A 21,930-nucleotide genomic window follows, 5' to 3' on the forward strand; every position below is an offset into this window, starting at 1 on the left:
ACTGGTCGGTACGCACGTTCTCCCGCCGCGCGGGTCCGTCGTCGGGCACGATGGACGGACGTGCACGGGACCCGAGGAGCGGTGGATGGACGAGCTCGACCGGACGGCCCGAGCGCTCGACGCCGAGCACGCGGCGACCGACCTGCGCGCGAGGTTCGAGCTCCCCCCGGACGTGGTGTACCTCGACGGCAACTCGCTCGGCCCGCTCGCGCGCGGGGTGGGCGATGCGGTCGCGCGCGTGGTCGAGCAGGAGTGGGGCCGCGGGCTCGTCGGGTCCTGGAACGACGCCGGCTGGTGGGAGGCGCCGCTGCGCGTCGGCGACCGGATCGGTCGGCTCGTCGGCGCCGCGCCCGGTCAGGTCGCCGTCGGCGACTCGACCTCGGTCCGGCTCTACCAGTCGCTGCACGCGGCCGCCGCGCTGCGCCCGGGCCGGCGGACCGTGCTCGCGGACCCCTCCTCCTTCCCCACCGACCTGTACGTCCTGGCGTCCGTCGCGCGGCAGGTCGGGTGGCAGATCGCGCTCCTGTCGCCCGACGACGTGCCCGCGCGCCTGAGCGGCTCCGACGACGTCGCGGCGGTCGTCCTGTCGCACGTCGACTACCGCACCGGCCGGCTCTGGGACCTGCCGGGCGTCACGGCCGCCGCGCACGCGGCCGGGGCGGTCACGGTCTGGGACCTGTGCCACTCCGCGGGAGCGGTGCCGGTCGACCTCGACGAGCACGGCGTCGACCTGGCCGTGGGCTGCACGTACAAGTACCTCAACGGCGGTCCCGGCGCGCCGGCGTTCGGCTACGTCGCGCACCGGCACCAGGACGCCTTCGCGAACGTGCTCGCGGGCTGGACCGGGCACGCCGACCCGTTCGCGATGAGCGGCACCTACGTGCCGGCGCCCGGCGTCGCGCGGGCTCGGGTCGGGACGCCGCCGATCCTGTCGCTCGCCGCGCTCGACGCCGCGCTCGTCGTGCTCGACGACGTCGACGTGCGCGCGGTGCGGCGACGGTCGTCGTCCCTGACGGCGTTCCTGCGGGCGTGCCTCGAGGCTCTCGTCCCGGGGACGCGGTTCGCGTCACCGGCCGACGACGATCGGCGCGGCTCGCAGGTCAGCGTGCGGCACGACGAGGCCTGGGGCATCGTGCGGGCGCTGGCGGCCCGCGGGGTCGTCGGCGACCACCGCCCCGGCATCGCCAGGCTCGGCGTCGGCGCGCCCTACCTGACCCACGCGGACATGCTCACCGCCGCGCGGACCTTCGAGGCCGTGCTCGCGGGTGGCGAGCATCGCGCCGCCGAGCACCGCGTGCGTCCGACGGTCACCTGACCGCCTGACGCGTCCGGTCGACGCCGTGACGCCGCGGCGTCCGGCGTCACTCGCGCGCGAGCCCCAGGTGCCGCACGGCGCCGTCCCACCCGGGCAGCAGGTCGGCGACCAGCCCGACGAGGCCCTCCGGGAAGACCTCGATCTCGACGCCCGCGAGCTCGGGCAGCGACCACCACCGCAGCTCGTCGATGACGTCCTGCTCGAGCATGGTCCAGCCCGCGCGGTCCTCGCCGACGAACGACGCGGCCGCGACCCTGGCCAGGAAGATCTCCTCGTCCTGGCGGCAGTGCTCGAACGCGAAGTCGAAGATCGCGGACCGGGTCAGCACCGGGCCCAGCACGCCGTCGCGGTCCAGCTCGATGCCGGCCTCCTCGCGGACCTCACGGACCGCGGCGTCCAGGGCGCTCTCGCCCGTGTCGATCCCGCCGCCGATCGTGAACCACCACGACCGTTCGGGCTGGTCGACGTCGTGGCCGCGGATGAGCAGCACACGGTCGTGCTCGTCGAGCAGGATGACGCGCGCGGCGCGGCGGAACAGCATCCCGTCCGCGCCGCGCCGCCACTCGTCCCCGAGGGCGTGCACAGGCCCGCCGCCCTCGTCGGACGTACGGGGGTGCTCCCCGGTCACCAGCCCCGCTCGGCCAGCCGGTGCGGCACCGGCACGTCGTCGACGTTGATGCCGACCATCGCCTCGCCGAGCCCGCGTGACACGTTCGCGAGGACCTCGGGGTCGTCGTAGAAGGTCGTCGCCTTGACGATCGCGGCGGCGCGCTCGGCCGGGTTGCCCGACTTGAAGATGCCCGAGCCGACGAACACGCCCTCGGCACCGAGCTGCATCATCATCGCCGCGTCCGCGGGCGTCGCGATGCCACCGGCCGTGAACAGCACGACGGGGAGCTTGCCGGCCTCGGCGACCTCCTTGACCAGGTCGTACGGCGCCTGCAGCTCCTTTGCCGCGAGGTACAGCTCGTCCTCCGGGAGGGACTGGAGCCGGCGGATCTCGTCGCGCAGCGTGCGCATGTGCGTGGTCGCGTTCGAGACGTCGCCCGTGCCGGCCTCACCCTTGGAGCGGATCATCGCGGCACCCTCGGTGATGCGCCGCAGCGCCTCGCCCAGGTTCGTCGCACCGCACACGAACGGCACGGTGAAGGCCCACTTGTCGATGTGGTGCGCGTAGTCCGCGGGCGTGAGCACCTCGGACTCGTCGACGTAGTCGACGCCGAGCGCCTGCAGCACCTGCGCCTCGACGAAGTGGCCGATGCGCGCCTTGGCCATCACGGGGATCGAGACGGCCTCGATGATGCCGTCGATCAGGTCGGGGTCGCTCATGCGTGCGACGCCGCCCTGCGCGCGGATGTCGGCGGGGACGCGCTCGAGGGCCATGACGGCCACGGCGCCCGCGTCCTCCGCGATCTTGGCCTGCTCGGCCGTGACGACGTCCATGATGACGCCGCCCTTGAGCATCTCGGCCATGCCGCGCTTCACACGCGCGGTCCCGATGACGCCGGCGGCGTCGCTCGTCGCGGTGGGCTGGCTGTTCTCGCTGGTCACGTCGAGCCTCGCAGATCGTGGTGCGGATGGGTGGGGTCCGGCCACGGTGCGCGGCCCGGACCGGGTCATCGTAGACCGCGCGGCGGGCGGTCCTCGGTGACGTCTCAGGCCCGCACGCCGGGCCGGCCGAGCGCCTCGGGCCACTCGTCGTCGAGCTCGAGCGTGCGCGGTTCGGGTGCGTGCCCGGCGAGCCGCAGCATGCGCACCATCGGCTTGCGCCGGACGCGCTGCGTCTGCAGCACGGCCTCGTTGTGGAACCGCCGCGCGAGCTGCACGCGGTACCAGGACGCGCCGAGGTCGTCGAGCAGCTCCTCGCCGACCGGGTCCTCGCGCAGCTCCGCGATCTCGTCGACGTCGTCGAGGACGGCCCGCAGGGTCGCCGAGAGCTCGCTCTCGGCCGCGCTGCGGGACTCGGCGGCACGGACCGCGGCCCGTGCGGCGTCCGCGCCGGGCCCGACGAGCTGCGGTGCGGACAGTGCGCGCTCACGCGGGTCGCGTGGGTCGGCCAGGAGCAGGACGAGCAGGTCGTCGGGCATGTCGCGCGGCAGCTCGGTGCCCGCACCGCCCGAGGCCAGCGCGGTCCAGGCCGCCTCCCCGACGAGCACCGAGCTCACGGGGTCGAGCTGACCGGACGTCGCGAGTGCCGCGGCCGCGGTCGCGCGGTGCACGAGCTGGCTGTCGACGACGCTGCGCGACGCGCCCACCTTGCGGTGCAGCCGGTCGAGCCGCGAGGCGACGAGCCAGAGCCACCACGTCGCGAGCCCGACCACGGCTGCGACGACGACCGCGATCTCGGACCAGGTCATCGGCTCTCCCCCGCACGCCGACGCAGCTCGAACAGACGTGCCCCGCGCAGCGACGAGGGGTCCTCGCCGACCGGTGCGTGCCTGCCGGCGACGGCCATCTCGTAGACCGCGAGCACCTGGTCGGTCACCGCCGACCAGTCGTACTGCCGCACCACGTCCGACGCATGGCGCACCATCGCCGCGCGGCGCTCCGGGTCGCGCAGCAGCGCCACCAGCGTCCGGGCGAGGTCGGCCTCGTCCCCGGTGCGGAACAGCGCGCCCGCCGCGCCGTCGTCGAGCACGCGGGAGAACGCGCCGAGGTCGCTCGCCACGACGGCGGCGCCCGCGCTCATCGCCTCGACGAGCACGATGCCGAAGCTCTCGCCGCCGGTCTGCGGCGCGATGTAGGCGTCGACCGACGAGAGCAGCCGCGCCTTGTCGTCGTCGGACAGCCCACCCAGGAACTCGACGGACCCGGCGCGCTCGCCCAGGAGCTCGCGTGCGTCGTCCGGTCCGGTCTCACCGCGTCCCGCGATCAGGAAGCGCGTCCCGGGGATCGCATCGAGCACCGCGGGCACGGCCGCCAGGAGCACCTGCAGGCCCTTGCGCGGCTCGTCGAGACGTCCGAGGAACGCGACCGTCGGGGCGTTCGGCGTCCCCGTCCAGCGCTCGTCGGGCTGCGCGTCGGCGAACGTGTCGACATAGACGCCGTTCGGGATCACGACCGCGTCGCCACCCAGGTGGTCGACGAGCGTGCGGCGCGCATCCTCGGAGACCGCGATGCGCGCGGAGATCTTCTCGAGCGACTGCCTCACGAGCGGGTAGGCGACCTGCAGCGAGCGGGACCGCTCGAACGCCGTGTGGAACGTCGCGACGACCGGGCCGTCCGCGATCCACAGCGCGAGTGCCGACGGGCTCGGGGTGACCGGTTCGTGCACGTGGACGACGTCGAACGCGCCGGAGGCGACCCACTTGCGGGTCCGCGCCGCGGTCACGGGTCCGAACGTGAGGCGCGCGACCGCGCCGTTGTACCGGACCGGCACGGCCCGGCCCGCCGACGTCAGGTACTCCGGCACAGGAGTGTCGTCGTCGGCCGGGGCCAGGACCGAGACCACGTGCCCGCGAGCGAGCAGCTCCGCGGCGAGGTCGCGAACGTGGAACTGCACCCCGCCGGGCACGTCGAACGAGTACGGGCACACGATCCCGACGCGCAGCGGCCGGTTCGCGACGGTGCTCATGCGCCCCTCACGTCCTCGTCACCGACAGTGGCGTCGACAGTGGCGTCGGCAGGGGCCTCGGCAGGGGCTTCGGCCGTGGCTGCCGCGCGCAGCGCGGCGTCACGCGCGCGGTCGAGGTCGTCGACGAACACCCGCTGCAGCATGTGCCAGTCCTGCGGCCGCGCGTGGATCGCCTCTGCGAGGACGTCGAGCCAGGCCTGCGTGATCGCACGCACGCGGTCGGCGCGCGGCACGTCGTCCGCCACCTCGGGCACCGGGATGAAGTCGATCCGGATCCCCCACGGCGAGCCGGCGGCGCGCCGACGCGCCCCATGGAGCCGCTCGTAGGTGATCGCGGTCGCGAACAGGGGTGCTCCCGTGCTCACCGCAAGAGCGGCCGGCCCCGCAGCGACCCGCGCTCGGTGCCCGAACAGGTCCACCTCGACGCCGCGTGCCGTCAGGTCGCGATCGGCCAGCAGCGGCAGCAGGCCCGGACCGCTGCGCGCGACGCGCACGAGGTCCCGGAACACGTCGCCGTCGCCGAGCGCGAGGATGCGTAGACCCAGCCCCTCGCGCAGCCGCAGGAAGTCCTGGAAGACCTCCTCCGGCTCGAGGCGCTCGGCGACCGTCGTGACGGGCGCGATGTGGCGCGTCGCCCAGGCGCCCGCGAGGTCCCAGTTGCCCATGTGCCCGAGCGCGAGCAGCGCGGTCCGGCCGGCGTCGGTGTGGACGCGCAGTGCCTCGAGACCCGTCGCCCGCACACGCGCGTCGATCTGCGCCTCGGTCAGCGACCCGAGCGTGAAGGTCTCGCCGAAGTACCGCACGTAGGACCGCATGCCGGCGCGGCTCAGGCGGCGCACGTCGCCGCGCGAGAGCTCGGGGCGCACGCGCGCGAGGTTCACCTCGAGGCGTCGCACGCCGGTGCCATGCAGGAGCCACGCGGCGTCCGCACCGACGTTGCACAGGCCCCGGACGAACGCGCCCGGCAGCCGCGGCGCGACCCGCCAGGCCAGCCCGTACAGGCGACCGGCATCGAGGCTCACGAGGTCCGCTCCAGCTCCCTGGCCTGGCGCCGCACCGTGGCCATCCGCTGCCCGACCGTCACGATCGACGCGAGCGCGAGCACGACGAGCACGACCGTGAGCACCGTCACCGGCAACCCGAACGCGACGAGGGCGGTCGCGACGAGCACGAGCACGAGCCGGTCCGCGCGTTCGGCGATCCCGACGGCCGCGGTCATCCCGAGGCCCTCCGCGCGGGCGCGGGCGTACGGCACGAACGAGCCGATCGCGAGGCACGCGAGCGCCAGGGTGCCGGTCAGGTGGTCGTCGCCCTCGCCGTAGAACCAGAGCACCAGTCCGGCGAAGATCGCGGCGTCGGAGAAGCGGTCGAGCGTCGAGTCGAGGAACGCGCCCCAGGGCCCGCTGCGGCCCGCCGTCCGCGCCATCACGCCGTCGAGCGAGTCCGTGAGCACGAAGAACGAGATGACCAACGTCCCGAGCAACAGGTGGCCCGTCGGGAACGCCCACAGTGCGGTGACGACGACGACGAGCGTGCCCGTGATCGTCACGGCGTCGGGCGAGACCCCCAGTCGCAGCAGAAGCTTGGCCACCGGAGTGAAGATCCGGGTCATCAGGCCGCGCAGTCGGTTCACGGAGCGATCATCCCCCCGTCGTCGGGTCCGGTGGGCCAACCGGCGGCGAGCCGAGCCCGCGTGTCCGCCAGGAGCTCGGGCAGCGCGCGCGTGCGTGCGATCACGGGCAGGAAGTTCGCGTCGCCGTTCCAGCGCGGCACGACGTGCTGGTGCAGGTGCGCGGCGATCCCGGCACCCGCGACGTCGCCCTGGTTCATGCCGAGGTTGAACCCGTGCGGGTGCGACACCTCGCGCAGCACGCGCATCGCCGTGCGCGTGAGGGTCGCGACCTCCGCGACCTCCTCGTCGGTCAGGTCCGTGTAGTCCGCGACGTGCCGGTAGGGGCACACCAGCAGGTGGCCCGAGTTGTACGGGTAGAGATTGAGCGCGACGAACGCGACGCCGCCGCGCGCGACGACGAGCCCCTCCTCGTCGGGAAGCGACGGGATGCGGCAGAACGGGCAGCCGGGTCCGGCCGCGTCGTCCGAGGGCTTGTTCTCGCCCTCGATGTACACCATCCGGTGCGGGGTCCACAGCCGCTGCAGCCCGTCGGGCTCGCCGACGAGCAGGCGCGCGTCGACCAGCTCGGGGCCCGCATCGGGCACGGCGGTCTCGTCGGGCACGGCTGTCTCGTCGGGCACGGCTGTCGCGTCGGGCACGGCTCAGACCTGCGCGTGCTCGCGGACCGCGGCGACGATCCGCTCGACCGCCTCGGCGACCGGCACGCCATTGTCCTGGCGCCCGTCGCGGTACCGGAACGACACCGCACCCGCGTCGGCGTCCTCGCCGCCGGCGATGAGCACGAACGGCACCTTCTGGGTGCTCGCGTTGCGGATCTTCTTGGCGAACCGGTCGTCGGAGCGGTCCACCTCGGCACGGATGCCCTGTGCCCGCAGCTGGGCGACGACATCGTCGAGATACGGCTCGAACGGCTCGGCGACCGGGACCGCGAGCACCTGCACGGGCGCGAGCCACGCCGGGAAGGCGCCCGCATAGTGCTCGGTGAGCACCGCGAAGAACCGCTCGATCGAGCCGAACAGCGCGCGGTGGATCATCACGGGCCGCTGTCGCGAGCCGTCGGAGGCGGTGTACTCGAGCTCGAACAGCTCGGGCAGGTTGAAGTCGAGCTGGATCGTCGACATCTGCCAGGTACGGCCGATCGCGTCCTTGGCCTGCACCGAGATCTTCGGGCCGTAGAACGCGGCGCCGCCCGGGTCGGGAACCAGGTCGAGGCCGGACTCCGTCGCCACCTGGCGCAGCGTCTCGGTCGCCTCCTCCCAGATCGCGTCGTCGCCGACGGACTTGTCCGGGTTCTTCGTCGAGAGCTCGAGGTAGAAGTCGTCGAGTCCGTAGTCCTTGAGCAGCTCCAGGACGAAGGTGAGCAGGCTCGCCAGCTCGTCCTTCATCTGGTCCTTGGTGCAGTAGATGTGCGCGTCGTCCTGCGTGAACCCGCGCGCGCGGGTCATCCCGTGCACCACGCCGGACTTCTCGTACCGGTACACCGTGCCGAACTCGAACAGCCGCAACGGCAGCTCGCGGTAGGAGCGCCCGCGCGAGCGGTAGATGAGGTTGTGCATCGGGCAGTTCATCGGCTTGAGGTAGTAGTTCTGCCCCTGCCGCTTGATGTTGCCCTGCTCGTCGCGCTCCTCGTCGAGCTGCATCGGGGGGTACATGCCGTCCGCGTACCAGCTCAGGTGCTGGCTGATCTGGTAGAGCCGCTCCTTGGTGATGTGCGGGGTGTTGACGAAGTCGTAGCCGGCCTGCACGTGGCGCTTGCGGCTGTACTCCTCCATCTCCATGCGCACGATCCCGCCCTTGGGGTGGAACACGGCCAGGCCCGAGCCGATCTCGTCGGGGAACGAGAACAGGTCCAGCTCGCTGCCCAGGCGGCGGTGGTCGCGGCGCTCGGCCTCGGCGACGCGCTCGAGGTACGCCTTGAGCTCGTCCTTGGTCGGCCACGCGGTGCCGTAGACGCGCTGGAGCTGCGGGTTCTTCTCGCTGCCGCGCCAGTAGGCCGCCGCGGAGCGGGTGAGCTGGAAGCCGTTGCCGATCAGGCGGGTGCTGGGCAGGTGCGGGCCACGGCACAGGTCCTGCCAGACCACGGCCTCACTCTCGCGGCCCGCGCCGCGCACGTTCTGGTACATCGACAGGCCGCCGAGTCCGACCTCGACGCTCGCGCCGTCCGTCGAGCCCGCGTCGCCCTTGAGGCCGACGAGCTCGAGCTTGTACGGCTCGGCCGCCAGGATCTCGCGCGCCTGCGCCTCCGTGACGTCCCACCGGCGGAAGGTCTGGCCCTCCTTGACGATGCGGCCCATCACCTTCTCGAGCGCGCGCAGGTCGTCCGGGGTGAACGGGGTCTCGACGTCGAAGTCGTAGTAGAAGCCGTCGGTGATGGGCGGGCCGATGCCGAGCCGCGCCTGCGGGTTCAGCTCCTGCACCGCCTGCGCGAGCACGTGGGCCGCGCTGTGGCGCAGGACCGCGAGCCCGTCCGGCTCGTGGATGCTGACGGGCTCGACGACGGCGGCGTCGGCCGGGATCTCGAGGTGCAGGTCCCGCAGCTCACCGTCCACGCGGACGACGACGACGTCGCGGCGGTCACCGAACAGGTCGGTGCCCGTCGTGCCCGGCTCCACCGTGGTCGCGGTTCCGTCGACGGTGAGGGCGATGAGCTCGGGCACGGGGAGGACCTTCCGGCGTCGTGGAGGCGTCCGCCGCGCGGCGGACCCGATCGATGCTACCGGCGCCGCCGCACCCGGACCGACGGGAGTCGGCGCAGGTCGCCGGTCCGGCCGGCATCGCCGGTGCACCCTCGTCGGGTACGACGAAGGCCGTCCCGGTGAGCTCCGGAACGGCCTTCTGGTGTGGGCGATACTGGGTTCGAACCAGCGACCTCCTCGGTGTGAACGAGGCGCTCTACCACTGAGCCAATCGCCCGCGGCACCGCCCGTGGGCGCTGCTGCGGAGGATGTTACCCGGACCCGTCCGGGAATCCGAAACCGGACAGCACGTACGCTTGCGCCCGAGCGCCGCGTACGACACTCTTTCGGGACGAGTTCGTCGCCTCAGGCACGGGTGCTGCCACCTGATCGTTCACCCGCTCGGCGTCCGCCCGGGTGAACCTGTGCGAGAGACCGATCCAATCGGGCATCGGGCTGCCATGATGGGACTAATAGCCCTTGAACGGAACGGAGGACCCGATGACGCATTCGTCCTATGACGTCGTCGAGGTCGTCGCCATGCAGCTGATCGGAAGCGATGCCAGCGTCGTCCCGGTGAGCGCTGAGCTGTCCTTCCGCAATTCCGACCCGTACACGGTGCGCGCGGTCTTCACCGGCCCGCACACCATGTCGACCTGGCTCATCGGCCGCGAGCTGCTCTCCATGGGCATGCACGCCACCGCGGATGCTCCGGCCGGAAGCGGTGACGTCCAGGTGTGGCGTGACGAAGACCCCGACTATGCGCTGGTCTCGCTCAGTGGTGTGGAGGGCAGCGCCCTCCTGGCCGCTCCGAGCGAGCCGCTGGTGCGATTCCTTGCCGGCACCGAGGCCCTGGTCCCCCTCGGTTCGGAGAGCGATCGCATGGAAGCCGAGATCACCGCTCTCATCGCGGCGCTGCTCACGGCCTGATTTCTCATCCACACGGCCGGTTCCGTCAACGTCGACGGGGCCGGTCGTCGTCGTTTCTCCGCCCACGCACCGCACGGCGCCTCACGGGTCGACGTCGAGCGCCTGCCGTCGGGCGAACAGGTCACGTGCGGCCTGGCACAGCTCGCCCACCGGCACCGCTCGCTCGTCGAGCGCCACGACGGGCGTGACGTTGCGGATCGAACCGGTCGTCGCGAGGTGGGCGCGACCGGCCGCGACGTCGTCGAGCACGTCGTAGCGCAGCTCACCCGGCTCGGCCTCCCGCACCGGAAGTCCTTCGGCCGCGCCCCACTCGAGCAGGAGCTCGCGCGTGATCCCGGCCAGGCAGCCGCTCGTCAGGTGCGGCGTGAGGAGCTCGCCACCGCGCTCGACGAACACGTTGGCGCCGGTCCCCTCGCACAGCTCGCCCACCGTGTTGGCGAGCAGCGCCTCGTCGGCCCCGCGCCGGTGCGCATAGGCGAGCGCGACGACGTTCTCGGCGTAGGACGTCGTCTTGAGCCCCGCGACCGCCGAGCGCTCGTTGCGCACCCACGGCACCCGGACGACCCGTCCCACGTCCGCCCGGGTCGCCGGGCCTGCGAGAACGACGAGCGTGCCCGGACGGTCCCCGTCGTCGTCGCGGTTCGAGCCCAACGGCCCGGGCCCGGCGGTGAACGTGATGCGCACCCGGCCCGCGGTCGGGGCGAAGGCGAGGACCTCGTCGACGGCGGTCCGCACCGCGCCGTCGTCGGGCGGGACGAGTCCGAGCCCGCGCGCCGAGATCGCGAGGCGGCGCAGATGCCGCGTCAGGGCGAACGCCGCGCCCTGCACGACGCCGCACGTCTCGAACACACCGTCGCCGACCGTCAGGCCGTGGTCCACGCCGCTGACCAGGGCGTCCGTCGGGCCGTGCAGCCGGCCGTCGGCCCAGATCACCACGCCCGTGGGGTCGATCGCGCTCATGCGCTCAGTGTGCCCGTGCGCGCGAGGCGAGCGCGACGAGACGCGCGGCCTTCAGCTCGGTCTCGTCCCACTCGGCCTGCGCGTCACTCCCCCAGGTGATGCCCGCGCCCGTGCCGAACCGCAGCGTCCCGGACCCGTCGGCCCGGCCGTCGTCGTCAGAGGTCCAGACGAACGTGCGGATGCCGACCGCCAGGCGCGCGCGGGTCCGCCCGTCGTCGGCCACGTGCACCCAGCCCACCGCGCCGCAGTACGGCCCGCGGTCCACCGGCTCGAGCTCGCGGATGATCCGCAGCGCCGACGACTTCGGTGCGCCCGAGACGGAGCCCGGTGGGTAGGTGGCGTCCAGGATCGCCGCCCAGCCGCGCTCGTCGTCGCGGACGTGCTGCGCGAGGCGGCCCTGGACGGTCGAGACGAGGTGCACCAGTCCGGGGTGCTGCTCGCGCGCCAGCAGGCTCGTGACCTCGACCGTGCCGGGCTCGCACACGTGCTGCAGGTCGTTGCGCACCAGGTCCGTGATCATGACGTTCTCGGCGACGTCCTTGGCGCTCAGCCCGTCCGGGGTGCGGGCCGTGCCCTTGATCGGCGACGAGGTCAGCACGTCGCCGTCGAGCTCGAGGAAGAGCTCCGGCGACGCCGAGACGACCCACACGGGCGCGACGTCGTCGGAAGGCGCGACGTCGTCCGAAGGCGGGACGTCGTCGGAAGGAGGGACGTCGTCGGAAGGAGGGACGTCGCCTACGGGCACGACGTCGTCGGAAGGCGGGACGTCGCCTGCGGGCGAGACGTCGTCTGCGGGCGAGACATTGGCGGCGGGCGATACGGCCGAGCCAGGCACGTGCACGTACCCCGCGAGGGGTGCCGGGTTGCCGGCCGCGAGGACCTCGGCCAACGCGCGCGCGTCAGGCTCGGCGTCGGCGGTTCCCAGCGGCGCCGACAGGATCCGGCAGAGGTTGGCCTGGTAGACGTCGCCCTCGCGGATGCGCGCGCGCACGGCCGCGACGGCGGCGACGTACTCGTCCCGCCCGAGCGACGACGTCCAGCCCCCGGCGTCCGGCCCCCGCCACCCCGAGGCGGCCCCGCGCTCGGCCGCGTCGGCCCCGCTCGCGGCCGTCGCGCGCGTGGCCGTCGAGGGCGCCGCACGCGCCAGGTCGCCACCTGCCGGCGCCGCACGCGCCGGCTCCGTGTCTGCCGTCGCGAAGCGCCATGCGCGCACTTCGCCCTCGAACGTCCCGACGAGGACCCACCACCCCGGCGTGCGCAGCCGCTGGGGCTCGGTGACCACGTCGACCGACTCGAGCACACCCTCGAGCCGCACGTCACCGAACCACGCGGATCCTGGTCGGACGCGGGGCTCAGGCACCCGCCCACGGTAGTGCCCGCCCACGGTAGTGCCCGCCACGACGCCGCCCCGAACCGTCCGACGAGCGGCCCGGTGTCGCGCTACAGGGCCAGCCCGTGCGCGAAGCGGAACAGCGGGTCGGCAGTGTCGAACGGCGCGTCGTGACACGACGCCGCGACCGCGCGGACGTGGTCGATCACCTCGAACGGGAAGTCCAGCGAGCCGCGTGGAAGGAGTTCTCGAACACGGTCGCCCGCTGCTCGTGGGGCCTCGATCTAGAACGGCGGCTCGTCGGGTGGAGCGAGCGCCGGCGGGCGCCGGAACTCACCGCCGTGCTCGCCGCGGACGGCCTCGGGCGCCGCCAGCACCGACTGCGGGTGCATCGCGTACGTGATCCCGCCCGCTGACGTCCAGACGACGGCACCCGATCGCGCGTCCCTGCGTACCCGCCAGCGCCCCTCGGTCTTGAGGTCGTGGTGACGCTTGCAGGCCGCGTGGAGGTTCGTCAGGGTGGTCGGCCCGCGGCCCGTGCGGGCGTCGAACGGCTCGATGTGGTCGAGCTCGGACGCGCCCGCGGGCTGGGCGCAGCCGGGGAACGTGCACGTGCGGTCGCGCGCGATGACCGTGCCCGTGAGATCGGCGCCGGGCCGGTAGGTCGTCCGGCCGCGCTCGAGGAGCGGTCCGTTACGCCCGTCGGTGAGCACCCGCCGCCACGTGCCGTCCGCGGCGATCTGCCGCGCGAGGCCGGCCGGGATCGGTCCGTAGCCGCTCAGGTAGGCGGGCGCGTCGTCGAGGCCGAGCAGCGTCTCGGCCGCCACGGTCACCTCGATGTGCGGTCGCACGCGGTGCCGCGCCGGCAGCGGCGAGCCGCAGGGCAGCAGTCCGGTCTCGGCGATCGTCGCGAAGATCGAGGTGAAGGTGTCGGCCCGCCGCTGGTCCTTCGTCCGCGGGTCGTCGGCGCTCGTCGCGTCCGCGGCGGCGTCCAGCACGGCACGCAGGACCATGGCGTCCTGTGCAGGCAGGTAGGCGCTCACCCACGCCATGCTGTCCGGCTTCCAGTCGATGCTCACGTGCCGTTTCGCGACCTCGGCGACCGCGCGCTTCTCGGCGGACGCCGGATCGGCCGCGAGCACCTCGCGGCGCACGAAGCGCCGCAGCTTCGTCGTCGTGAGGCCGCACGCGAACGTCGCGGCCGCCTCGACGATGCGTGAGACCGTCTCCGCGCGCGACTCGCGGTCGCCGTCCCAGTCGCTCGCCGGGGTGAGCGAGGCCACCTCGTCGATCACGATGTCGATCTTGCGGGCGTCGATCCGACCGTCCCGAAGAGCCCGGTCCAGCGCCGGGTGCTCGGCCAGCGACTCGGCGCGCACCAGGAGGCTCTCGGCGGTCGTCGTCGTCAACGCCAGGGCGGCGGCAAGCTCCGCCGGAAGCGCCGACATCACCCCACCCAGGCGACGCGCCCCGAGCTCGCGTACGAGCGTGGCCTGCTCGGCCATCGCACCCCCGATCACCTGCTGCCAGCCCACCACCATCGCCAGCAGGTCGGTGTCCGACGCGCTCGACACGTTCCGGCCACCCAGCGACCCCACGAGCGTGGGCACGTCGGCGCCCTCCCTCGGGTACGCGACCGACCCGTCGGGCCAGGCGCTCGCCACGAACCCGGCCGGGGCTCCCGGCGGCAGCTCGGGCACCACCGACGCTGCGGACCGGGTGCGGGCGGCGGACGCAGCAGACTCGGCGGAGGCAGCAGGCTCGGCGGACGCGACGTAGCTGGCAGACGTGGGCTGGACAGCGGCACGTGCCGAGCCGCCACCGGCCGTCCCGTCGGACCTGCCCGACGTGCGCGTCATCTCCATCGAACAAGTGTTTCATCGACCACTGACACGCGGCCTCCGGCTCGACCGCCCGCGACGCGAGGCTCCGTGCGGGCGGATCGGCCGCCGCCCGGGCACTACGTTCGAGCCATGCTGCTGCGACCGGACCCGCCTGGCCTGAGCGCGCCGTGAATCGGCCACGACGCGATCCCGCGCAGGCAGGGCTCGGGCAGGCAGAGCGCCCGCAGGCCGGGCTCGGGCAGGCCGGGCTCGGGCGGGCAGAGCGCCCGCGGGCAGGGCTTGGGCCGACGGGGCTCGGGGGTGGGGCGTGAGTCGCGCGGGTACGGGGCGGTCGGCGATCGTCGTCGGCGCGGGGCCGGCCGGGCTGATCGCGGCCGAGACGCTCGCGCGCGCGGGGGTGTCGGTGACCGTGCTCGACCGGATGCCGTCGCCCGGACGCAAGTTCCTGCTCGCGGGCCACGGCGGCCTCAACCTCACGCACTCGGAGCCGCGCGAACGCTTCCTGAGCCGGTACGGCCCGTCGGCGGACCGGCTCGCGCCGATGCTGGACGTGTTCGGCCCCGACGACCTCCGGGCGTGGTGCACGGGCCTCGGCGAGGCGACGTTCGTCGGGACGAGCGGGCGCGTGTTCCCGCAGGCGTTCCGCGCGAACCCGCTGTTCCGCGCGTGGTTGCGTCGGCTCGACGAGCTCGGCGTGACGCTGCGGACGCGGCAGCGCTGGGTGGGCTGGTCCGACGACGGCGCGCTGCGGTTCATGGACGCCGCGGGCGACGAGCACGAGGTCCGGGCCGACGCGACGGTGCTCGCGCTCGGCGGCGCGTCCTGGCCACGGCTCGGGTCGGACGGGACCTGGGCGGCGACCCTCGACGCACGAGGCGTCGCGGTGACACGTTTGCGGGCGGCGAACGTCGGGGTGCGCGTCGACTGGACTGCGCGGCACGCGGAGCGGTTCGCGGGGGTTCCGCTGAAGTCCGTCGCGCTGTCGGTGGCGGGCGAGCCCGGCTCGGTGCGCGGTGACGCCATGGTCACGGCGACGGGCCTGGAGGGCGGCCCCGTCTACGCGCTCGGCGTGCCGATCCGCAGCGCCCTCGACGCCGGACGGTGCGTCCTGCACGTCGACCTGCGCCCGGACCTCGGGGCCGACGAGGTCGCGCGGCGGCTCGCCGTCCGCCGGCCACGGGACTCCGGCTCGTCGTGGCTGCGCCGCACGCTCGGTCTCGACCCGGTCGCGATCTCGCTCGTGCGCGAGGCCGGCGGCGGCGCGCTGCCCGACGACCCCACGACGACGGCCGAGCTCGTCCGGGCCGTCCCGGTCGTCGTGACCGCGACGATGCCGATCGACCGCGCGATCTCGACCGCCGGCGGCGTGGCCTGGGACGAGGTCGACGCGTCGTTGATGCTGCGGCGCCTGCCGGGCACGTTCGTCGCGGGCGAGATGATCGACTGGGAGGCGCCCACGGGCGGCTACCTGCTGCAGGCGTCGTTCGCCACGGGCGTGGTCGCGGCACGTGGCGTGCTCGCGTGGCTCGGCGTGTCGCCGCCCTCGTCGTCGGAGGGTCGGTCGTGACGCGCGACGACATACGGCAGGCTGCGCTCATGCACTACGTCGGCGTCGACCTCGCCTGGGGCGACCGCAAGCCCACCGGGCTGGCGGTCCTCGACGACGCCGGCCGCCTGGTGCACGTGTCCGCGGCGCGCACCGACGACGAGATCGCCGAGCGGCTCGCGCCGTACGTGGCGGGCGCATGCCTCGTCGCGATCGACGCGCCGCTCATCGTCACCAACGCGACCGGGAACCGCCCCGCCGAGGCTGCGCTGAACAAGGACTTCGCGCGGTTCGACGCCGGCGCGCACCCGTCGAACACCGGCAAGCCGGAGCTGCGCGAGCGCCCCCGGGGCGCGCGCATCGCGGCGCGGCTGGGGCTCGACATGGATCCACGGTCGGGGCGCGCTCGTCGGGCGATCGAGGTCTACCCGCACCCCGCGACCGTCGCGCTCTTCCGGCTCGGCCGGACGCTCAAGTACAAGAACAAGTCCGGCCGCAGCCTCGCGCAGCTGCGCGCGGAGCTGATCGTGCTGCTCGACCTGCTCGAGGGCCTGCGCGACGCCGAGCTGCCGTTGGTGGTGGACCCTCCGGACCCCGCGGGCCCGACGAGCTGGCAGGCGTTGCGCCGCGCGGTCGAGGAGGCGGGCCGCAAGAGCGAGCTGCGGGTGGTGGAGGACCAGGTCGACGCCGTGGTCTGCGCCTACATCGCCCTGGTCGCGCACCGCGCACCCGAGCGCACGACGACGTACGGCGACTTCGAGACCGGCTACATCGTGACCCCCACGCTGCCCGAGGGCCTCACGCCGAGCCCGCGGCCGGCCCGGCCCGTCGCACCGGTCCGCCCCGCCGCGGACGACGCGGTGCGTGAGTACACCGCGCTGCACCCCGAGCTGGTGCGGGCCGCCGATGCGCTCGTCCGGCTGGTGACCTCGATCCTCGACGACGCCGGCATCAACTACCTCACGGTGACGGGCCGGGCGAAGTCCGTGACGTCCTTCGCCGTCAAGGCCACCCGCGAGGTCGACGGCCGCCCGGTCTTCCCCGACCCGGTGCGCGACATCACCGACCAGATCGGCGTGCGGGTCATCACCTACGTGCACAGCGACGTCCGGGCGGTCGCCGAGCTCCTGCACGACCAGCTCGTCGTGCACGACGACCGCGACCTGGGCGAGGAGACGGCCAGCGAGGGCCGCTTCGGGTACGCCAGCCGCCACCTGCAGGTCAGCCTCGACGAGCCGGCGGCGACGCAGCCCGGCAACGAGCTGCTGCGCGGCCGGCAGTCCCAGGTCCAGATCCGCACCGTGCTGCAGCACGCCTGGGCCGAGTTCGAGCACGACATCCGCTACAAGGGCACCATCCCCGACGAGCAGTCGTCCGACTTCGACCGCCGCTTCACGCTCGCCGCGGGGCTGCTCGAGCTCGCGGACCGGGAGTTCTCGACGATCCGCGACCGGCTCCGGACCGGTGCGACCGGGCCGATCCTCGAGCCGCACGACGACGACCCCCGCATCACGCCGCGCGACCTGGCGGCGTTCCTGGCCGGCCAGTACGCCGACGCGGGCTGGTCGCGCACCGACCGCTACGCGTGGATCTCGGGGCTGCTGCTCGAGCTGGGCATCACGTCGCTGTCCGAGCTGAGCGACACGCTGCGCGAGGTCGACGCGGACGCGCTGACGCAGCGCATGACGTACCGCTACCCGCCCGGTGCGGTCAGGCGGCTCGACGACGCGCTGCTGCACGTCTTCGGCGACACGTACATCGGGCTGCACGGCAACGCGGACCGCGTGCCCGCGCTGCGCGCCCGCCTGGCCCGGATGGGCGGCGCCGCCGACGCGACCCCGTAGGCCCGCGACAAGGGTGTGACCCGGTCCCTTGCGGCGGCCTGGTCACGTGTATAGCGTGTTGGTCGTGCGTACAGCCGAGGCGCGGGGCGCGGGTCCCTCGTCGGACCTGACCGCGCGGGCCCGGATCCGCGAGGCCGCGATCGAGTGCTTCGTCGAGGACGGGTTCGAGACCTCGTTCCGGACGATCGCGCAGCGCGCCGGCGTCTCGCCCGGGCTGATCACGCACCACTTCGGTTCCAAGGACGCGCTGCGCGCCGAGTGCGACGAGGCCGTGCTGCGCGAGTACTCCGCCTTCAAGCACGAGGCGGTCGACATGCCGAGCCCCCGGCTGATGTCGCTGCTGGTCGAGCCCGGCCGCGCCGCGACCTTGGCCGTCTACATGCTGCGGGCGATCCACGCCGGGGGCGAGCCTGCGCGCGACTTCCTCGAGCACCTGATCGACAAGGCGCGCGGCGTGATGGCGCACTCGCTCGAGGCCGGGATCATCCGGCCCTCGCGCGACGAGGAGGCCCGGCTCCGCTACCTGACGTCCGTCACGCTCGGCGCGATGCTCGTGCACTTCGTCACCTCGCCGGTGACGACGCCCGACGACTTCGTCGCGTCGATGCACGAGTACCAGCGCGACCACCTGCTGCCGCTGCTCGAGCTGTTCACGCACGGCATCTTCACCGACAGCTCGGTGCTGGACGACTACGTCCGCTACCTGTGGGAGCCGCCGGACGCGGCGACGCAGTCCTGACCCCTTCACCTCCGCGTGGCGGCGCCGGCCCGCGCGCGGCGTCTCCTCGAGCCGGAGAAGGAATCCCATGTCCACCACGACCGCGTCCACCACGACCATGGCCATCGACGTCGAGGGCCTCGAGAAGCGCTTCGGATCCGCCCACGCGTTGCGCGGACTGGACCTGACGGTCCCGACCGGCCAGGTCACGGGCTTCCTCGGCCCCAACGGGTCGGGCAAGACGACGACCATCCGCATCCTGCTCGGCCTGCTCAAGGCCGACGGCGGGACGGCCCGCCTGCTCGGCGGCGACCCGTGGGCCGACGCCGTCCGGCTGCACCGGCGCGTCGCGTACGTGCCCGGCGACGTCACGCTGTGGCCCAACCTCACCGGCGGCGAGGCGATCGACATCCTCGTGCGCCTCTCGGGCCCGCTCGACCCGAAGCGCAAGCAGGCGATGCTCGAGCGTTTCGAGCTGGATCCGACGAAGAAGGCCCGCACCTACTCCAAGGGGAACCGGCAGAAGGTCGCGCTCGTCGCGGCCCTGGCCTCGGACGCCGAGCTGCTCCTGCTCGACGAGCCGACGAGCGGGCTCGACCCCCTCATGGAGGCCGCGTTCACCGAGTCGATCCGCGAGGTGAAGGCGGCTGGGCGATCGGTGCTGCTGTCCAGCCACATCTTCGCCGAGGTGGAGAAACTGGCCGACCGGGTGACGATCATCCGCGACGGCGTCACGGTCGAGGCGGGCACGATCGCCGAGCTGCGTCACCTGACCCGCACGCAGGTCACGTGCCTGCTCGACGCGGGGGCGGACGGGCTGGCGGACCTGCCCGGCGTGCACGACCTCGTCGTCGTCGGCGGGCACGTGAGCTTCGCGGTCGACGAGGCCGCGCTGGCGCCGGTGCTCTCGGTCGTCGCCGGGCTGCACCCCCGCTCGCTCGTCGCGAACCCGCCGTCGCTCGAAGAGCTGTTCCTGCGCCACTACGGCGACGAGCTGGCCGCGCTGGGTGCCGGGAGCGGATCGTGACCGCCGCGACCGCGGCACGGGCGCCGGGTCTGACGAGCCCGACGACGCGGTCGGCGTCCGGTTCGCTGACCGGGCTCGGGACGATGGTGCGGCTCGTCGTGCGCCGCAATCGTGTGCGGCTCGCCGTCTGGTTCGTCGTGCTCGTCGGGATGTTCGCGTACATCGTGTCCTACTACAGCGAGATGTTCCCGACGCAGGAGTCGCTCGACGACTTCGCCGCGCTGTCGAACACGCCCGGGATCAAGGCGCTGACCGGGCTGTCCCCCGCGGCCGACACCCTCGGCGGCGCCGTGTGGACCAAGGGCTGGATGACGATCGCGCTGTCCCTGATGATCGGCGTCGCCTTCCTCGTCACCCGCAACGGGCGGGCCGACGAGGAGGTCGGCCGCACCGAGCTGCTGCGCTCGCGTGTGCTCGGCGTGCACGCCTCCTCCGCCGCGTCGTGGCTGGTCGGCGCCCTGCTGTGCGTGGCCGTGGGGGCCGGCGTCAGCGCCGTCTCGCTCGCGGGCGGGCTCGACCCGGAGGGCACCGGCATCGCCGGCTCGCTCGTCATCGGCGCGTCCGTCACGGGTGTCGCGCTGGTGGGCCTCGGCGTCGGGGCGGTCGCGGGCCAGGTGGCCTCGACCTCGCGCGGCGCCAACGCGCTCGGCACGGCCGTCGTCGCCGCGTTCTACGTGCTGCGGATGATCGGCGACCTCGGCAACGGCGTGCTCACCTGGTTCTCCCCGATCGGCTGGGGGCAGCAGATGCAGCCGTACGGCGGCAACCGCTGGTGGCCGCTCGCGCTGCTCGTCGTGCTCGCCGCCGCGCTGCTGACCCTCGCCCTCGGCCTCGAGGCGCGCCGCGACCTCGGCTCGGGCCTGCTCGCCGAGCGCCCCGGCCCGGACGCGGCGCCGCCGCGGTTCGCCACGCCGCTCGGGCTCGGGCTGCGGCTGCAGCGTGGGCCGATCCTCGGCTGGACGATCGCCGTGGCGCTGTGCGGCCTGCTGTTCGGCTCGGTCGTCCAGGCGATGACCGACCTGCTCGACGACGCGGGAGGCGCCACCGACGACCTGCTGCGCGGCACCGGGGTGCCCGCGTTGCTCGCGCTGCTTGCCGGCATGATCGGGCTGGTCACGGCCGCATTCGCGACGCAGTCGGCGGTGTCGCTGCGCACCGACGAGGCCACCGGGATCGTCGAGCCCCAGCTCGCCGGGGCGCTCTCACGGCGCCGCTGGGTGCTGCAACGCCTGACGATCCCCGTCGTCGGGTCCGCGGTGCTGCTGGCCCTCGGGGGCGCGCTGCTCGGCGCGACCTACGGGTCGGCGGTCGGCGACTCGTCGCAGGCCGCGACCATGGCCGGCGCCGCGCTGGCCTACTGGCCCGCGGTCATGGTGCTCGTCGGGGTCGCCGTCGCGCTGCTCGGGTGGGCGCCGCGCGTCGCCGTCCCCACGACGTGGGGCGTGATGGCGGCGATGTGGTTCGTGACGATGCTCGGCGAGGTGTTCGGGCTGCCGACCTGGCTGCTCGACGCGATGCCGTTCTCCGCCGTGCCGTACCTGCCGCTGGAGGAGATGTCCTGGACCCCGCTCGTGGTCCTGACGGCTGTCGCCGGCGGGCTCGTCTGGACCGGCCTGGCCCGGTTCACGCGGCGCGACATCCAACCGGGCTGACCTCGTCGTCCACAGCATCGCGACCGAGCCCGGGCCTGCCAGACCCTGCCTCGAGCCGCGGGATGGTCATACGGTCGGAACCAGGACGAGCCCGAGCTCATGGCGATGTGCGCCGACATGGGCGTGGGCCTGGTGCCCTACTCCCCAACGCAACCCGCTCGTGTCGGCCCCGATCGTGGGCGCCACCCGGCCCCACCATCTCGCGCAGGCCGCCGACGCCCTGACCCTGCGGCTCACCGACGAGGAGGTCGCCGCCCTGGAGGCCCCGTACGTGAACGCGGGTCCGTCGTGGTTCTAGGGGACGGGTCCGGTCAGGTGCTCGCCCTGTCCGTCGACGACGGAGCGACCTGGCGACGCCCCGACGCGAACCCGGTCCTCGACCTCGGGATCGCGGGCCTCCCGCGGAGGGTGTCCGACGATGCGGAGCGGGCCTTCGGCGGGGGTCGGTGTCTCGAACCCGTCGAGATACGCGAGCGCCTGCGCCTGCGGCACCAGGACGTCGTCGGGGTCGGTGCCGGACCGGCGCGCCAGCCGTGCCAGCACGACGTCGCGCGGCGTGTCCAGGTAGTGCACGACGGGTTCGACACCACAAGGGGCGAGCAGGCGCCGGTACTCGTCGCGCGACGAGCGTGACCAGAAGGACGAGTCGACGACGACGCACTCGCCGCGGGCCAGGCTGTCGATCAGCTTGCCCTGCAGGCTGCGCTGGACCTCAGCGCGGGCGGAGTCCTCGAGGGGGTGCTCGCGATACCCGCGGTCCCATGCCTCGGCGTCGAAGGACAGCACGACGTATCCGGCAGCCGCGAGGCCCCGCGCGTGCGTCGACTTGCCCGACCCGGCCGCGCCGCACATGAGGATCACCCGGTCCATGGCCCTCACGCT

General features: G+C 73.7%; 20 protein-coding genes and 1 tRNA gene. 8 read left to right on the forward strand and 13 right to left on the reverse strand.

The window, feature by feature from the left end:
- Window positions 1-85: 85 nt before the first annotated feature.
- Complete coding sequence (locus tag CCO02nite_RS01650) at window positions 86-1,315, forward strand: aminotransferase class V-fold PLP-dependent enzyme (RefSeq protein WP_146841279.1); 1,230 nt, start codon at window positions 86-88, stop codon at window positions 1,313-1,315.
- 46 nt (window positions 1,316-1,361) lie between these two features.
- On the opposite strand, the gene CCO02nite_RS01655 is transcribed toward CCO02nite_RS01650, so the two are convergent.
- The 9 genes from CCO02nite_RS01655 to CCO02nite_RS01695 form a co-directional block, all read right to left on the reverse strand.
- On the reverse strand, window positions 1,362-1,943 hold the full coding sequence (locus CCO02nite_RS01655) for an NUDIX hydrolase (protein ID WP_246117261.1): 582 nt from the start codon (window positions 1,941-1,943) through the stop codon (window positions 1,362-1,364).
- Window positions 1,940-2,866 (reverse strand): pyridoxal 5'-phosphate synthase lyase subunit PdxS, encoded by a 927-nt coding sequence (gene pdxS, locus CCO02nite_RS01660; RefSeq protein WP_146841280.1) that lies wholly within the window; start codon window positions 2,864-2,866, stop codon window positions 1,940-1,942. Before pdxS ends, CCO02nite_RS01655 begins: the two co-directional genes overlap by 4 nt.
- Before the next feature lie 104 nt (window positions 2,867-2,970).
- Window positions 2,971-3,672 carry a hypothetical protein gene (locus tag CCO02nite_RS01665; RefSeq protein WP_146841281.1) on the reverse strand — a complete coding sequence of 234 codons (702 nt, stop codon included), beginning with the start codon at window positions 3,670-3,672 and terminating at the stop codon, window positions 2,971-2,973.
- On the reverse strand, window positions 3,669-4,865 hold the full coding sequence (locus CCO02nite_RS01670; protein WP_186812554.1) for a glycosyltransferase family 4 protein: 1,197 nt from the start codon (window positions 4,863-4,865) through the stop codon (window positions 3,669-3,671). Before CCO02nite_RS01670 ends, CCO02nite_RS01665 begins: the two co-directional genes overlap by 4 nt.
- Window positions 4,866-4,885: 20 nt before the next feature.
- Entirely contained in the window at window positions 4,886-5,911 is a 1,026-nt protein-coding gene (locus CCO02nite_RS01675; protein ID WP_146841283.1) for a phosphatidylinositol mannoside acyltransferase, read from the reverse strand.
- Window positions 5,908-6,501 (reverse strand): phosphatidylinositol phosphate synthase, encoded by a 594-nt coding sequence (gene pgsA / locus CCO02nite_RS01680; RefSeq protein ID WP_146841472.1) that lies wholly within the window; start codon window positions 6,499-6,501, stop codon window positions 5,908-5,910. Before pgsA ends, CCO02nite_RS01675 begins: the two co-directional genes overlap by 4 nt.
- Before the next feature lie 17 nt (window positions 6,502-6,518).
- Window positions 6,519-7,106 (reverse strand): HIT family protein, encoded by a 588-nt coding sequence (locus tag CCO02nite_RS01685; protein ID WP_246117296.1) that lies wholly within the window; start codon window positions 7,104-7,106, stop codon window positions 6,519-6,521.
- Between the two features lie 57 nt (window positions 7,107-7,163).
- Complete coding sequence (gene thrS, locus CCO02nite_RS01690) at window positions 7,164-9,179, reverse strand: threonine--tRNA ligase (RefSeq protein ID WP_146841284.1); 2,016 nt, start codon at window positions 9,177-9,179, stop codon at window positions 7,164-7,166.
- A 184-nt stretch (window positions 9,180-9,363) separates the two neighbouring features.
- Window positions 9,364-9,435, reverse strand: a tRNA-Val gene (locus CCO02nite_RS01695).
- A 263-nt stretch (window positions 9,436-9,698) separates the two neighbouring features.
- On the opposite strand from CCO02nite_RS01695, the gene CCO02nite_RS01700 reads away from it, so the two are divergent.
- Entirely contained in the window at window positions 9,699-10,127 is a 429-nt protein-coding gene (locus CCO02nite_RS01700; protein WP_146841285.1) for an SsgA family sporulation/cell division regulator, read from the forward strand.
- Window positions 10,128-10,208: 81 nt separating this feature from the next.
- Here the strand turns inward: CCO02nite_RS01700 and CCO02nite_RS01705 are convergent, their stop codons facing one another.
- The 3 genes from CCO02nite_RS01705 to CCO02nite_RS01715 form a co-directional block, all read right to left on the reverse strand.
- A complete protein-coding gene (locus tag CCO02nite_RS01705; protein ID WP_146841286.1) occupies window positions 10,209-11,087 on the reverse strand; it encodes an aminotransferase class IV in 879 nt (292 codons plus the stop codon).
- A 4-nt stretch (window positions 11,088-11,091) separates the two neighbouring features.
- Window positions 11,092-12,447 (reverse strand): chorismate-binding protein, encoded by a 1,356-nt coding sequence (locus CCO02nite_RS15955; protein ID WP_146841287.1) that lies wholly within the window; start codon window positions 12,445-12,447, stop codon window positions 11,092-11,094.
- Between the two features lie 254 nt (window positions 12,448-12,701).
- Window positions 12,702-14,282, reverse strand: a complete 1,581-nt coding sequence (locus CCO02nite_RS01715) for an HNH endonuclease signature motif containing protein (RefSeq protein WP_146841288.1) — start codon at window positions 14,280-14,282, stop codon at window positions 12,702-12,704.
- Between the two features lie 286 nt (window positions 14,283-14,568).
- Here CCO02nite_RS01715 and CCO02nite_RS01720 point away from each other — a divergent pair, with 286 nt between their 5' ends.
- The 6 genes from CCO02nite_RS01720 to CCO02nite_RS15845 all read left to right on the forward strand — a co-directional run bounded on the left by CCO02nite_RS01720 (window position 14,569) and on the right by CCO02nite_RS15845 (window position 21,346).
- Complete coding sequence (locus tag CCO02nite_RS01720; RefSeq protein ID WP_146841289.1) at window positions 14,569-15,828, forward strand: BaiN/RdsA family NAD(P)/FAD-dependent oxidoreductase; 1,260 nt, start codon at window positions 14,569-14,571, stop codon at window positions 15,826-15,828.
- Window positions 15,825-17,651: a DUF429 domain-containing protein gene (locus tag CCO02nite_RS01725; RefSeq protein ID WP_281284553.1), complete on the forward strand. Its 1,827-nt coding sequence runs from the start codon at window positions 15,825-15,827 to the stop codon at window positions 17,649-17,651. The genes CCO02nite_RS01720 and CCO02nite_RS01725 overlap by 4 nt, the downstream gene beginning before the upstream one ends.
- 64 nt (window positions 17,652-17,715) lie before the next feature.
- Complete coding sequence (locus tag CCO02nite_RS01730) at window positions 17,716-18,390, forward strand: TetR/AcrR family transcriptional regulator (protein WP_246117262.1); 675 nt, start codon at window positions 17,716-17,718, stop codon at window positions 18,388-18,390.
- Between the two features lie 67 nt (window positions 18,391-18,457).
- The gene (locus tag CCO02nite_RS01735; RefSeq protein ID WP_222593109.1) at window positions 18,458-19,396 is read left to right on the forward strand and encodes an ABC transporter ATP-binding protein; all 939 of its coding nucleotides are present in this window, start codon (window positions 18,458-18,460) and stop codon (window positions 19,394-19,396) included.
- The gene (locus tag CCO02nite_RS01740) at window positions 19,393-21,048 is read left to right on the forward strand and encodes an ABC transporter permease (RefSeq protein WP_146841291.1); all 1,656 of its coding nucleotides are present in this window, start codon (window positions 19,393-19,395) and stop codon (window positions 21,046-21,048) included. The genes CCO02nite_RS01735 and CCO02nite_RS01740 overlap by 4 nt, the downstream gene beginning before the upstream one ends.
- A 160-nt stretch (window positions 21,049-21,208) precedes the next feature.
- Window positions 21,209-21,346, forward strand: a complete 138-nt coding sequence (locus tag CCO02nite_RS15845) for a hypothetical protein (RefSeq protein ID WP_222593110.1) — start codon at window positions 21,209-21,211, stop codon at window positions 21,344-21,346.
- Here CCO02nite_RS15845 and CCO02nite_RS01750 read toward each other — a convergent pair.
- Entirely contained in the window at window positions 21,343-21,918 is a 576-nt protein-coding gene (locus CCO02nite_RS01750; protein ID WP_222593111.1) for a P-loop nucleotide/nucleoside kinase family protein, read from the reverse strand. The genes CCO02nite_RS15845 and CCO02nite_RS01750 overlap by 4 nt on opposite strands.
- Between the last annotated feature and the right edge of the window lie 12 nt (window positions 21,919-21,930).

Origin of the sequence: Cellulomonas composti (genome assembly GCF_007990245.1) — a bacterium.
Taxonomy (GTDB): Bacteria; Actinomycetota; Actinomycetes; order Actinomycetales; family Cellulomonadaceae; genus Cellulomonas; species Cellulomonas composti.

Bases quoted from the DNA above. Each gene is read 5' to 3' on its own strand.
- CCO02nite_RS01650 (WP_146841279.1), top strand. From the start codon at position 86: ATGGACGAGCTCGACCGGACGGCCCGAGCGCTCGACGCCGAGCACGCG.
- CCO02nite_RS01665 (WP_146841281.1), bottom strand. From the start codon at position 3,672: ATGACCTGGTCCGAGATCGCGGTCGTCGTCGCAGCCGTGGTCGGGCTC.
- pgsA (WP_146841472.1), bottom strand. From the start codon at position 6,501: ATGACCCGGATCTTCACTCCGGTGGCCAAGCTTCTGCTGCGACTGGGG.
- CCO02nite_RS01700 (WP_146841285.1), top strand. From the start codon at position 9,699: ATGACGCATTCGTCCTATGACGTCGTCGAGGTCGTCGCCATGCAGCTG.
- CCO02nite_RS01705 (WP_146841286.1), bottom strand. From the start codon at position 11,087: ATGAGCGCGATCGACCCCACGGGCGTGGTGATCTGGGCCGACGGCCGG.
- CCO02nite_RS01715 (WP_146841288.1), bottom strand. From the start codon at position 14,282: ATGGAGATGACGCGCACGTCGGGCAGGTCCGACGGGACGGCCGGTGGC.
- CCO02nite_RS01735 (WP_222593109.1), top strand. From the start codon at position 18,458: ATGTCCACCACGACCGCGTCCACCACGACCATGGCCATCGACGTCGAG.
- CCO02nite_RS01750 (WP_222593111.1), bottom strand. From the start codon at position 21,918: ATGGACCGGGTGATCCTCATGTGCGGCGCGGCCGGGTCGGGCAAGTCG.